This window comes from Paenibacillus sp. FSL F4-0125, from assembly GCF_038008565.1.
GTDB lineage: Bacteria > Bacillota > Bacilli > Paenibacillales > Paenibacillaceae > Paenibacillus_AQ.
The window spans coordinates 6359387-6372303 of sequence record NZ_JBBOZJ010000001.1 but is presented as its reverse complement, the minus strand read 5'-3'; the positions used below and the strand labels follow the sequence as shown (position 1 = coordinate 6372303).

Annotated in this window: 11 protein-coding genes; 5 read left to right on the top strand and 6 right to left on the bottom strand. The window is 45.4% G+C overall.

Annotation, left to right across the window (positions count from 1 at the left end; all coding sequences use genetic code 11):
- Together NST74_RS28385 and NST74_RS28380 are read right to left on the bottom strand one after the other, a co-directional pair.
- Positions 1–1686 (bottom strand): GAF domain-containing sensor histidine kinase, encoded by a 1686-nt coding sequence (locus NST74_RS28385; protein WP_341115600.1) that lies wholly within the window; start codon positions 1684–1686, stop codon positions 1–3.
- A 249-nt stretch (positions 1687–1935) separates the two neighbouring features.
- Positions 1936–3327, bottom strand: coding sequence for an MATE family efflux transporter (locus NST74_RS28380; protein ID WP_341115599.1), 1392 nt, complete (start codon positions 3325–3327; stop codon positions 1936–1938).
- 264 nt (positions 3328–3591) lie between these two features.
- Here NST74_RS28380 and hxlA point away from each other — a divergent pair, with 264 nt between their 5' ends.
- The 3 genes from hxlA to NST74_RS28365 all read left to right on the top strand — a co-directional run bounded on the left by hxlA (position 3592) and on the right by NST74_RS28365 (position 5251).
- Positions 3592–4224: a 3-hexulose-6-phosphate synthase gene (hxlA, locus tag NST74_RS28375; RefSeq protein ID WP_042131508.1), complete on the top strand. Its 633-nt coding sequence runs from the start codon at positions 3592–3594 to the stop codon at positions 4222–4224.
- 7 nt (positions 4225–4231) lie between these two features.
- Positions 4232–4789: a 6-phospho-3-hexuloisomerase gene (gene hxlB / locus NST74_RS28370; protein WP_341115598.1), complete on the top strand. Its 558-nt coding sequence runs from the start codon at positions 4232–4234 to the stop codon at positions 4787–4789.
- Between the two features lie 84 nt (positions 4790–4873).
- Entirely contained in the window at positions 4874–5251 is a 378-nt protein-coding gene (locus tag NST74_RS28365) for a winged helix-turn-helix transcriptional regulator (RefSeq protein WP_042131506.1), read from the top strand.
- 97 nt (positions 5252–5348) lie between these two features.
- Here the strand turns inward: NST74_RS28365 and pepT are convergent, their stop codons facing one another.
- The 4 genes from pepT to NST74_RS28345 form a co-directional block, all read right to left on the bottom strand.
- Positions 5349–6581 carry a peptidase T gene (gene pepT / locus NST74_RS28360; protein ID WP_341115597.1) on the bottom strand — a complete coding sequence of 411 codons (1233 nt, stop codon included), beginning with the start codon at positions 6579–6581 and terminating at the stop codon, positions 5349–5351.
- A 96-nt stretch (positions 6582–6677) separates the two neighbouring features.
- Positions 6678–7331: a sortase gene (locus NST74_RS28355; protein WP_341115596.1), complete on the bottom strand. Its 654-nt coding sequence runs from the start codon at positions 7329–7331 to the stop codon at positions 6678–6680.
- A gap of 34 nt (positions 7332–7365) precedes the next feature.
- A complete protein-coding gene (locus NST74_RS28350; RefSeq protein ID WP_341115595.1) occupies positions 7366–8343 on the bottom strand; it encodes a hypothetical protein in 978 nt (325 codons plus the stop codon).
- A gap of 479 nt (positions 8344–8822) precedes the next feature.
- Positions 8823–9836: an LLM class flavin-dependent oxidoreductase gene (locus NST74_RS28345; RefSeq protein WP_341115594.1), complete on the bottom strand. Its 1014-nt coding sequence runs from the start codon at positions 9834–9836 to the stop codon at positions 8823–8825.
- A gap of 256 nt (positions 9837–10092) precedes the next feature.
- On the opposite strand from NST74_RS28345, the gene NST74_RS28340 reads away from it, so the two are divergent.
- On the top strand, positions 10093–11097 hold the full coding sequence (locus tag NST74_RS28340) for a LacI family DNA-binding transcriptional regulator (RefSeq protein WP_076120193.1): 1005 nt from the start codon (positions 10093–10095) through the stop codon (positions 11095–11097).
- A gap of 331 nt (positions 11098–11428) precedes the next feature.
- Positions 11429–12853: an ABC transporter substrate-binding protein gene (locus NST74_RS28335; protein WP_042131501.1), complete on the top strand. Its 1425-nt coding sequence runs from the start codon at positions 11429–11431 to the stop codon at positions 12851–12853.
- The last annotated feature ends 64 nt before the right edge of the window (positions 12854–12917 follow it).

Here is a 12917-nt window from a genome sequence, read left to right as displayed (position 1 = left end):
TCACCCGACTTCATTTAATTTGATGGGTAGAGGGATGTTTACCTCAACCGTTGTACCTTGATGCTCCTCACTGTGAATAGAAAAATGGCCATTAAGCGCCTCGGCTCTTTCCTTCATAATATGCAGCCCGAGAGATTTATTGGTGTCTGTGCTACAGCGCCGTTTGGCACCGCCCTTACCCTGATCGATGATACTCAGTATCACCTCGGTAGCGTTCAAATGCAGAGATACTTCGGCTTTAGAAGCTCCGGAGTGCTTGCGCACGTTATTGAGTGCTTCTTGACCAATGCGTAGTAGACCCTCTTCAACATTGCGAGGGAGCTCGAGAACGCCGCTTCGCCTAGTCTGTATCAGCAGCCCTAGTTGCTGACCATGGACCTGAAGCGCGGTCAACAACCCGGCTTCCAGCCCTGCAGGACGAAGCTGCATAATTAAAGCGCGCATTTCTTTGAGTGCAGATTGCGAGAGCTCTTGTATATCACGGACAGCCTCAGCAGCCGGATGGGAGGTGTGCTCTTGCTTCAGCATACTTTCCACACCTTTGGCTGTCATTGAGAGGGAGAACAGGATCTGATTCACCGAGTCATGCAGGTCACGGGCCAGTCGATTCCGCTCGTCTAGACGAGTGATTTCTCGGCGCTTCTCTCCGAGCTGTACGCTTTCCAGCGTAGCTGAAATATGCTCAGCGATCGCTTCGAGTACTTCTCCATCTGCGGTCGCCGAGGCGAGTGCTTTAGGCGAGGTGATGAGTAGAATGGCTGAGCTTTGCACGGAAATCTGCCGAAAAGGGACGGCAAGCATTACAACTCGCTCTCTATCAGGCTGTTCAGAACAGCATGATTTCGTAATTTCCTGTTCCTCGTCAGAGGTTAATGTTGCGAAGCGGTGTCCTTGCGAGATATCTACTAGACGATTCTTAAAGGAATCTGAGAGCTCAAAAGGGGCTATTTCAGGTGTTATATTAGCTGCATAAGCGGCTGCGTGTACTTCGAATTTCTCCTCTCGTTGTCCGATAATCGCTGCAAAAGGCCAATCGAAATATTGGACAATCAGGGCGGTAGTTTTCTCCACCAGAATGCTTGGAGAGATGCATTCACTGGCCGTGAGATTTAAAGCTGCGCTGAATTCGCCTAATTTGGCGTACAGATTCGCACGGCGCTGCTCGGTGCTGTATAACTGCATGCGTTCAATGGCACTGCCAATTTGCAAGGCCACGGATTGCAGTAGAGCAAGCTCGCTGTCGGCGTAATGCGCTTTGCCCGGCGCTGCTACATTCATAAGCCCTAAGTAGCGATCGCCTGAATGGAGCGGGATGGTGGCGTGGTGTGTGATCCCCAAAGTATCCCCCCAGTTATACTGCCTGGCATTACTCAGCCGCTTGCAGTTTAGAATGTTGACCGCTTGTTCTAACCGTCCGTCCCATAGGCGCTCTAAGCACCAGCAGGTTCCACACTGCATCGGCTGTTTATTATCCCGTTGCAGCGCTGGCGGCAAACCTCGATCTACGGCGCATTCATATTCCATATTCTCTTCGCTCAGGAAGATCCAGCCTGCTGTATTTCCCGTTAGGTCTAACAGCTTGCCCATAACTGTATCGAGCATCGGTTTGAGCTCATTGGAACTATTTAAGGTCTCCGCAATTGTCTTGAGCGTCAGTAACTCGTGGATTCCGGTTTCTTCCGGCATGAGGTTCTCCCCTTTAGGTTAATTAAAATATAAAAAATCATAAGATTCACACCATACTTTATGTCTTATAGTTCTCGTTTAAACGCTTGTCGTCCTTATTAGGACGCCGAAGGTGTTTATGCTGATAAGGTTCTATCTATTGTAACTTAGAATACTCCATTCATTCTAAAATTTTATGTAATCATGATGCCATAAAAAAGCAGCCCCTTAAGGTCTGGTATGACCTTAAAGAACCGCTAAGGGTATGCGTTAATTTACAGCTGCAGGGGTAGTGGAAGGTGTGCTGTGTTCCGCATCATCGTGCTGAATAAGTCCGTGTTTCTCCCAAGCCCGACTCTTCCAACGGAAATACATAATGACAGCTCTTAGCCACTCATCGGCCGCAGTGGCAATCCACACACCGGCTAACCCTAGATTAAGCTGGAACACCAGAAAATAGCCAAGGGGCAAGCTCATGCAGACCATGGAGATCAGTCCCATATATACAGGGAACTTCGCATCGCCAGAGGCCCGTAGTGAGTTGATAATGACCAAATTAGTTGTACGTCCAGTTTCTAGGAAGAAGCTAAGCAGAATAACCTGAGCCCCCATCGTGATAATGTTCTCATTTTCAGTGAAGAGGCCAAATAGCGGTACTCGGAAAATAATCACCAGAGCATCTATTATTACTGTAACCAGCAACGCCCACTTCACACTGGAGAACACACGCTTATAGGCCTCATCGGGACGCCTAGCTCCCACTAGATGTCCTACGACAATGGAGGTTCCCATAGAAACAGCTACGCTGAATAAATAAATATAGTTGGAAATATTGAGCGCGTATTGGCGAGTAGCCATAGCTTCAGCACCTAAATAGGTAATGTACAGTGTGAATACAAGCTGACAGGACTGATAGGTAATCGATTCAAAAGCGGACGGGATGCCGATTTTGAGAATTTGCAGCACGTATTTTTTGGAAAGATGAATGTAGTAGGTGAACTTCACTCGTATCTCCATCACTCTGTAGAGTAGCAGGAAGAAGACGATTAGACAGATAAAACGACTGGCCACCGTTGAGATAGCCGCTCCTTCGACACCTAACGCTGGAAGACCGAAATGACCATAGATGAGCAGGTAGTTACCCACCACATGGATGATATTCATCAGCAAGGATACGACCATCGTCTGTTTAGTGAAGCCGTGTGTACGGATTGTGGTCGCCAGAGCATTGATTAATGCTTGAAGAAAAATTCCGCCCCCGACGATATGTATATACGATTTAGCATAAACGAGAATATCCCCTTTAACATTTAAGGCAGTCAGTAGCGTCCCTCCGAATATCAGCAAAAACGTACTTAAGAGAATTCCTACTAACAGGTTGAGGGTAATGGCATTTCCAGTCACTTGAGCCGCTTCCAGAGGTTTTTTGGAACCGAGGTATTGGGAGACCACAATTGCCGCGCCGTTGCCAATTACACTTAGAACTAAAATGGCTATCGCAATGATCTGATTCGCTGCACCGACACCCGATACAGCATCGTCCGACACAGAGCTAATCATAAAAGTATCCACACTGCCCATGAGCATAAAAAGGAACAGTTCCAGGAATATCGGCCAAGTCAGTTTTATGAGGTTAAATTCTTGGTGGTTATTTTGCTTCATTGTACACCTTCTTACATCATGATAAATGTCCTGATATTCCATAAACAAACTGTAATATTAGCATAGCTTTCATGAAAATGCAGTACTTTTACAAAAATATGACAAAGCGTTTTTTAATTGCTGTAAAGATAAAGCCTGTAGCAGCACATTAGTATCCTCCAGGTAACTACATCACAATAAAGTGCCTACTTCCCTTAAGGGGTGTAAGGATCTAGAATTTGTACATGACTTACTAAAATATATTAACAAGGAGTGCAAATAAATATGAAATTACAATTAGCGCTGGATCTAGTGGACATTACGGGAGCGAAAGAGATTGTATCAGAGGTTGCCGAATATATAGATATTGTTGAAATTGGAACACCTATCGTTATAAATGAAGGCTTGCACGCAGTGAAAGCTATTAAGGAAGCTTTTCCTTCTTTGACCGTGTTGGCTGATCTGAAAATCATGGATGCAGGTGGATATGAAGTCATGAAGGCCGTGGAAGCAGGCGCGGATATTGTTACGGTACTTGGTGTTTCTGATGATGCTACCATTAGAGGTGCAGTGGAGGAAGCTAAGAAAACCAATAAAGAGATTCTGGTTGACCTGATCAATGTGAAGGATATCAAGACAAGAGCTGCTGAAGTAGACGCGCTTGGCGTAGACTATGTCTGCGTACACTCTGGGTATGACCATCAAGCGGAAGGTAAAAATTCTTTTGCGGATTTGAATGCAATTAAGAGTGTGGTTAAACAGGCTAAAACCGCTATCGCCGGAGGGATCAAACTTAGCACGCTTCCAGAGGTCATCGCCGCGAATCCTGATCTTGTTATCGTTGGCGGAGGCATCACAGGTGAAGCTGATCAAAAGGCCGCTGCAGCAGAAATGAAGCGTTTAGTAAGCCAGGCTTAAGATTACAATGGATACAATGAAATATGCGCAGCGGATTATAGAGGAGCTTCAGCGCTCCATTTCTCAGCTTGATCATCAAGAGGCTGAACGAATGGCTGAGCTTCTTCTTCAGTCGAATAAGGTATTTGTGGCCGGGGCTGGTAGATCAGGATTGATGGGACGAGCTTTTGCAATGCGACTCATGCATGTCGGTAAAGAAGCGTACGTCGTAGGAGAAACGGTAACCCCGGGTATTGAGCCTGGTGATGTGCTTGTGCTCGGTTCCGGTTCAGGAGAGACGAAGGGGCTGATCTCTATGGCTGAGAAGGCCAAAGGAGTGGGTGCAGAGGTTATTGCTGTTACAATTGCGCCTGATTCAACCGTCGGACGTTTAGCGAGCTATGTAGTGAAGCTGCCAGGATCTCCAAAAGATCAGGCTAGTGGAGGCTACAGCACAATTCAGCCAATGGCTTCTTTATTTGAACAGACGATGTTAGTCTTTTACGATGCGGTGATTCTGCGGATGATGGAGAAGACGGGGCAGACGACTAAGCAGATGTTTGGCAAGCATGCTAATTTAGAGTGAGCTTACAGAAACGAATGCCTTCCTATAAGGAGGATATTCGTTTTTGTGTTAGTATGATAACAGAAGAGAGGAGGCGCTTTAGGTATGGCAACCGAGATTAAGGATCGCATCAACTTGAAGGAAATTAATTGCGAGAAGGAATTAACGCTTGCGGTAATTGGAGGCAAATGGAAGCTGATTATCCTGTGGCATCTAGGGCTTGAAGGGACCAAACGGTTCAGTGAGCTGAAGAAGCTAATTCCTCATATCACGCAAAAAATGTTAACCAATCAGCTTCGCGAGCTTGAAGAAGATCAGTTGGTTCTTCGGAAAGTGTATGCCGAGGTTCCGCCAAAAGTAGAGTATTCCCTGACTTCATATGGTCAGAGTCTGCTTCCCGTCCTTCGACTGATGTATGATTGGGGCAAAAATTACGGAGAAAATGTGATCTGGAAAGACACACCGCCAGACGAAAGATGCTAGTCGAATAGTCTCTGATCATTAAAAATCCCTGAGAGGTCTGAATAGACCTTCTACAGGGATTTTATTGTGTGAATTATCGAGTAACTCGGATAACCAATTAAGCTTTTTGTTCGAATAGTTTGGTGATCTCTACGATGACGTTTACCGCTTTTACCATGTTGTCAGCAGAGGCATATTCGAATTTACCATGGAAATTCTCGCCCCCGGTGAAAATATTAGGTGTAGGCAAGCCCATGTAGGAAAGCTGTGAGCCGTCTGTCCCCCCGCGAATCGGACGGATGACCGGTGTGATGTTCAGATTCTCCATCGCCTCATGGGCAATATCGACAATATGACGCACGGGTTCGATTTTTTCACGCATGTTGTAATATTGGTCTTTCATTTCGAGTACGATGTTCTCTTCACCGTGAATGCTCTTGAATTCATCTACGATGGCCGAGAGATAGGCTTTACGTGCCTCGAATTTCTCGCGGTCGAAGTCACGGATAATATATTGGAGCTTGCTGAACTCCGGGGTACCTTCAATGGAGCTAAGATGGTAAAAGCCTTCATAACCGTCCGTGAATTCTGGAGCTTCCTCAGAAGGGAGTCTGAGGTGTAGAGCCATGGCGATTTTTGCGGAATGAATCATTTTTCCCTTCGCGGTACCAGGATGTACGTTGACGCCGTATACAGAGATTTTCGCAGATGCGGCATTAAAGCTTTCATACTCTAGTTCACCGAGAGGGCCTCCGTCCACAGTGTAAGCATAAGAAGCATTAAAAGCAGCAACGTCAAATTTATGAGGGCCGCGGCCGATTTCTTCGTCCGGTGTGAAGGCGACTCTAATCTTGCCATGTTTGATTTCAGGGTGCTGAAGGAGGTAATTCATCGCTGTCATAATCTCTGCAATACCAGCCTTATTGTCTGCGCCAAGCAGAGTGGTACCATCGGTTGTTATTAATGTGTGGCCTTTATATTCTGCCAGCTCTGGGAAGCTCACTGTGGACAATACAACATTCAACTCTTTGTTCAAAAGAATATCTTGGCCATCGTAGTTCTCGATAATCTGTGGCTTCACATTCGTTCCGGTAAAATCAGTCGCCGTATCCAAATGGGCTAAAAAACCAATGGTCGGAACATTCTTGTCCGTATTCGCAGGGAGTGTCGCCATAACATAGCCATGCTCGTCCACCTGGACGTCCTCCATGCCGATTTCCTCGAGCTCTTCAACCAGCTTGTGAGCCAGCACCATCTGCCCCGGAGTGGATGGACAAGTCTCATTATCCTCGTTTGATTGGGTATCCATTTGAGCATACGAAATAAACCGTTCTATAACCTCTTTTTTCACTATGGGTCATCTCCTCATTACTGTTGTATCTATATAGTATCACTTTCCATATCCGGTCTCATCCCTGAGAAAGAAGATTAAGAGTTGAGATTAGCATTATTGAGGCAATGTCTCTTGCTTCACTAGCTTCGCTGAAAGTAAATACCGGTCGGGTGCTGATCCAACGTATGAAAAAGGATAACAGGTGATCAAAGTAAGAATGGCCTTATCGCTTGATTTTATAGCTCCGCGTTCATTCCCGTCTACAATCTTACTGCCTGTGACCTCATAGATGAACGTACCGTCCGTGCTTTCCAGTTCGATCAGATCCCCTGCGACGAGTTCTCCTAGATTGCGGAATACGGTATCACGGTGTCCAGCAAGCACACTATTGCCGGCGGCACCGATAGCTGCGCTACCTATATAGTGTCCGGCCCCTTTTTTTAACTCAGGGCTTTCCGTACCCTCCAGAACAGCCACCTTCTTATTTAAGGTAGGGAAGCGGATCTCCCCAATCACCTCTCCCTCTGTATAGGACGGAGGAGAAATGGGTTGTTCTTTTGGAGAACTGACCATTCCTTTGGGAAGAGGGTTCTCTTCGTTTGGAAGGGGGCGGGCGATAGCTTCCTCCCTCTTTTTTGCCCAATCATTTAGAGCCTGTTTGGCCTCAATCGGTGCTTTGACGACTTGAACGATCGAATAAATCAGCACAACTAAAGAGAGCATGAAGATTAGCTTCACGGCTAGTAAGACACCATTACGCTTCTTCATACTCTCTCCTCCAGACTTATGTTACTAAATGTTATTATTTCTTCGATTTCAATCTGCGCATAACAATCACACTGAGCACTGCGATAGCTAAGCTGGCAAGAATTAAGTTATACCAAGGCTCCGCGGTATTTGGGAGCTTGTCACCTGCCTCTGGTGCGCCCAAAGGAATGTCGCCGTCAGGTAAGGCTATTTCATCACTTGGCTGAGGCGTTACATTGGTAGTTTGATTACCAGCACCTGGTGACGATGTTGGATTATTACTGATTCCGCCCATTGGGATCGGTTCTTCAGTAACGCTAATTTCATCTGCAGGCGGTATAGGTGTAGGCGATGGTGTTGGTGTTACTGATTGACCTGGTGTTACGACAGCTGTAGGTGAAGCTGTAGTCGTTGGTGAATCTGTAGGTGTCGTAGTTGGTGAAGCTGTAGTTGTTGGTGAATCTGTAGGTGTTGTGGTTGCTGTTGGTGTTTCAGTAGGTGTTGTAGTTGGTTCAGTTGTAGCTGTAGGCGTTGGTGTTGAAGTAGGCTCCGCAGATGGACCTGGTTCTCCGGAAGCGGAGAATTCAAAAGCTACGGTCGTGGCCTTCCCTTGATATTCGTTGCCGGCTTCCCAAGGGAAAGTTACAGCCATTTGAATTACACTCTTTTCCCCTCCAGCAAGTGAACCGATGGTCACTCTGCCGGCAGCTTCACTCATCACCCCCGAATAGATGATTACTCCCTCTTTTTCGAGAGTCATTTGGAGAATATTGTACAACTCTACGTCCCCAGAGATGAATTTAAAGTCCACAAAATAATCAAAGCCTTCTGTGCCGTCGTTAATAATCGTGTACTCTGAGCTCATTTCGTCACCGGGCTTCATATTGTTCATGGTAGCTGTGCTCGTAGTGTGAGAATTCACAGTAAGTTTAATGGTATCCTGAGCGCTTACCCCTCCAGCCTGCCATATTACTCCTACCAGAATAATCAGAACGTAAGCAGCTATGAAGACCGAGTGGTATTTTTTCTTCATTTTCGTTGCTCCTTTCTCCTGAGCCCACTGTAGCTGTTGAAAAACAAAATCTGCGGGCTTCCGGCAAAATCCTTCGTTTTAAACGATTATTCCATCCTACAATGTCGAAATAAGTAGTTTCGAAAGGTACCACTCTTGCAATTGCATACGGAATCTTTCCGAAAGAACGAAGGAAGAGGGGGATAGCTAAAACATAATTCGTTCGTTATAGCGAATACATAAAGTATAATCAAAATGATATCTAAAGAAAAACGATGTATTACAACTAATTAGGTCATATTTGGTTAAATAATAAGTATATGATCTATTTATCTGTTGATTTCTCTCTATATCTCTTTATTTTTATGTTTGTTCATATCTTAATAGTGTTTTATTAAGAACGGATTTGGAAATAAAACAAAAAAAGGCAGGACGTTAATCTGAAACGGAAGAATTCCCGATAGTCAGATAAAATGTCCTGCCTTGTTAAGTTTGCAATCTTACAGTTCTTTCATAGCCTCAGCTACAATTTCATAAGAACGAAGACGAGCCTCATGATCATAAATTCCTGCAGAGATAATCAGTTCATCTGCTTGGGTCTCTTTCAGAATGGCTTGAAGTCGTTCTTTAATCGCCGCTTTATCGCCAGAGAAAGAATAACGCTGCTTATCGAGCATGATTGCCTTTTCTTGTATCGACCATAACCCATCCATACTTTCAACGGGAGGTTGTAGCTTTCCGGTACGCCCACGGATGATATTGAGGAACTGCTGCTGCTGCGAGGTAGCCAGCTTTCTTGCCTCATCTACGGTGTTGGCGGCTGTAACCCCTAGTCCGATCATAACATAAGGCTTATCTAGTGCTTCTGATGGACGGAAATTACTGTGGTATATGTGCAGGGCCTGAAGTAAATACTCAGGTGCAAAATGGCTGGCAAAGGCAAAAGGCAAACCTAGCTTGGCTGCTAGCTCAGCACTAAAGCCACTGGAGCCTAAGAGCCAGATGGGAACATTTAGGCCTTCTCCAGGAACCGCGCGCACGCCAGCTGGACGGGATCCTGCGCCTGCAGGGTCGAAGTAAGCTCTTAACTCACTTAGCTGCTCAGGGAATTCACTGCCATCGCTTCCGAGGCCACGACGCAGCGCACGGGAAGCTGGTTGATCAGATCCGGGTGCTCTGCCCAGTCCAAGATCGATCCGTCCCGGATATAGAGATTCGAGTGTGCCGAATTGTTCGGCAATGACTAGTGGCGCATGGTTGGATAACATAATACCACCAGAGCCAACACGTATGCTTTGAGTGCCACCCGCGATATGTCCGATCAAGAGTGAGGTAGCAGAGCTGGCCACTCCGATCATATTATGATGCTCAGCAAACCAATACCGATGATAGCCCCACTTCTCAGCATGTCGGGCTAAATCTAGAGAGTTATGAAAAGAGTCTGCTGCTGTCCCTCCTTCCACAATAGAAGCTAAGTCCAGCACGGAGAATCGAATGTCCCGAGGTTGTTTCAATGTTATCCCTCCTATAATAAATGCTCTAAGCTCTTAGAGCAGTATTTGCAGCTATGAATATCGCTACTCGGCTAGTATATCATGAAATAAAAATATATACACACTTTAAGTAAGTTGTATGTTCTCAGAATGAGGAAAGAGAAGGACGAAGTTAATTTATAAAAATAATGTAAGCGCTTCAAAAATTCTGTTGTTATTTCCAAACAGGCTTGCTATAATCACTTCGAAAAGTCCCCTAAAAAAGGAAGTTATCATAATGAAGCCAACCATAAGAGATGTTGCCAGAATGGCCGAGGTGTCAATTAGCACGGTATCACGTGTTATGAATGCACCGAATTCGGTAGTGGAGAGCAAACGGAATCGAGTGATGGAGGCTGTAGAACGATTACGGTATCAACCTAATTCATTTGCACGTGGTCTGATTTACAAGAAGTCTTTTACACTGGGGCTGCTTATTCCCGATATTGAGAACCTATATTTCGCTGGGGTGATTCGGGGAATGCAGGATGCATGCATCAAGCTTGGGTACAGTCTAATGATCTGCAATACAGACCGCGATAAAGAACGGCTACTGTCCTATATTGATAACTTCCATGAGAAACAGGTAGATGGAATCGTATTTGCCAGTGATGTCCTTTATCCTGAATATCATGACAAATTGGTCGGTTGTAGAATTCCGTTTGTGCTAGTGTCCTCGCATTCTGATGAGTTCGACATTCCAAATGTAGAGGTGGATGATGAAGCAGCTGCTTATGATGCGGTGAAGTTCCTGATTGATTTAGGTCATAAAGATATTGGTATGATTGGCTTTAACCATGATAATTCTGTATCAGGCCCACCACGCTATGAAGGGTTTGTAAGGGCGCTAACAGAGTCAGGGCTACAGCAAAATATCGTGAAGAGCAAATATGCCAGCCACCGGTTTGAACATGCTTACCAAGCTGCGCATGAATTATTTACGGATTACCCCGAGATAACTGCTGTTTTCTGTGTTGCTGATGAATTCGCGATGGGGACGATTTCTTATCTGAAGGATCGTAACATTCTTGTGCCAGGTCAGGTATCTGTGATTGGGTTTGATAATTTAAGAATGTCAGGGATGTTCATTCCGAAATTAACTACAATTGCCCAACCGATTTACGAGTTAGGGTATCGTGCTGCCGAAAAGCTGCATGAATTACTTACAACAGGAGAAGTCCAGGTATTGAATGAGAAGATGGAGCATAAGCTGATTGTGCGAGAATCTACACGGGAGAAATAAGGGTAGTTCACTTTTGTACCACCCTCTGAAAAGCTTTTCAGAATTTCGGACTAATTTTAACTAATAATTGAATATCTGCTTGGACAATAAAAATAATTTTGACCAAAATATTTCAGATATGGATTGGAAACGCTTACTTTATATGATACTATAACAAATGTAAGCGCTACAATTAATTGGAACTTGTGATTCAATTCTTATTCAGTATAGATCCTTAGATTCTGAAAAGCTTTGCAAGGAGGTGATCTGCTACAAGCTGCTTTTACATGCCAGGGTACCGGATGATTGAGTCAGAAGCAATCTCTAAATCCATTAAAGGGGATGTACAAAGATGAAGAAGACCTCAGGACGTAAGAAGTCATTGGCTTTAGTACTGTGTTTATCCTTCACTATGATGCTGAGCGCATGCGGAGGAGGCAATAACAACAATGCAGCGCCTACAGATCCGCCTGCGGCGACTACCAGCCCAACAGCAGATAACACCGAGAAAGCAACGGCTGCTCCAAGCACCGAGCCTACGGGGTCTCCACTAGAGCTAGCCATGAAAGGCGACTATAAAGGAACTAAAGTAACGATGTTCGGCCCCTTCGTGGATGCTGACCAAGTGAAATTTGAGAATAGTATCAAAGAGTTTGAAGAGAAGACCGGAATTGATATTCAATACGAGGGCTCCAAAGAGTTCGAAGCTACGATAAACATTCGAGTAGACGGTGGAAATGCGCCGGATATCGCAGACTTTCCGCAGCCGGGTCTGCTAGCCTCGATTGCTAAGACTGGTAAGGTTATCGATTTGACCAACGTGCTGGATCAAGCTAAATTGACGGCTAATTACAACAAGAGCTGGCTCGATATGTCTAACATGGATGGGAAAGACGGCAAGATCATGGCGGGGATTTGGAACCGCAGTAACGTAAAAAGCTTGGTCTGGTATCCGAAGAAACAATTTGATGAAGCGGGCTACAAGGTTCCTGAGACTTGGGATGAGATGATGGCTCTGACGGAACAAATTGCTAAAGACGGCGATCCAGCTTGGGCAATTGGAATCGAGAGTGGTGCTGCAACAGGCTGGCCAGCAACAGACTGGGTAGAAAATATAATGCTGCGCACAACTACACCTGAGAATTACGATAAATGGGTAAAAGGTGAACTGCCATTTACTTCTCCAGAAGTGAAGAATGCAGTAGAAGTTATGTCTAAAATCTGGCTCAACAAGGACTATGTCTATGGTGGTGCTAAATCCATTGTGACGACATCGTTCGGAGATGCTCCGGCACCAATGTTCAATAATCCTCCTAAAGCTTGGTTTAATATGCTCGGCAACTTTATTACAAGCTTTTTCCCTGAAACGGCAAAGGTTGATGTAGATTACGATTGGTTCTACTTGCCGCCTATTGATCCTCAATATGGCAAACCGGTGCTAGTTGCTGGCGATATTTACGCTATGTTCAACGATCGTCCTGAAGTACGTGCGGTTATGGAATTCTTCACTACAGGTGAGTCCATTAAGAGCTGGGTACAGTCTGGCGGCGTAATTGCGCCAATGAACGATGCTTCCCTAGATTGGTATACCTCAGAATCTGACCGCCGGATGGCGAAGCTGGTTCAGGATGCTTCCACACTGCGCTTTGATGGCTCTGACCTGATGCCGGGCAAAGTGGGTGCAGGTACCTTCTGGAAGGGAATGACCGACTATGTAAGTGGTACAGCGACGCTGGATCAAGCGTTGGAACAAATCCAGTCTGGCTGGAACAACTAACCTAATATTGAAAGCACACAGTTAAAAGAGGGGCAGCGGGAATTGAGAGTACTCTGCCCCTCTT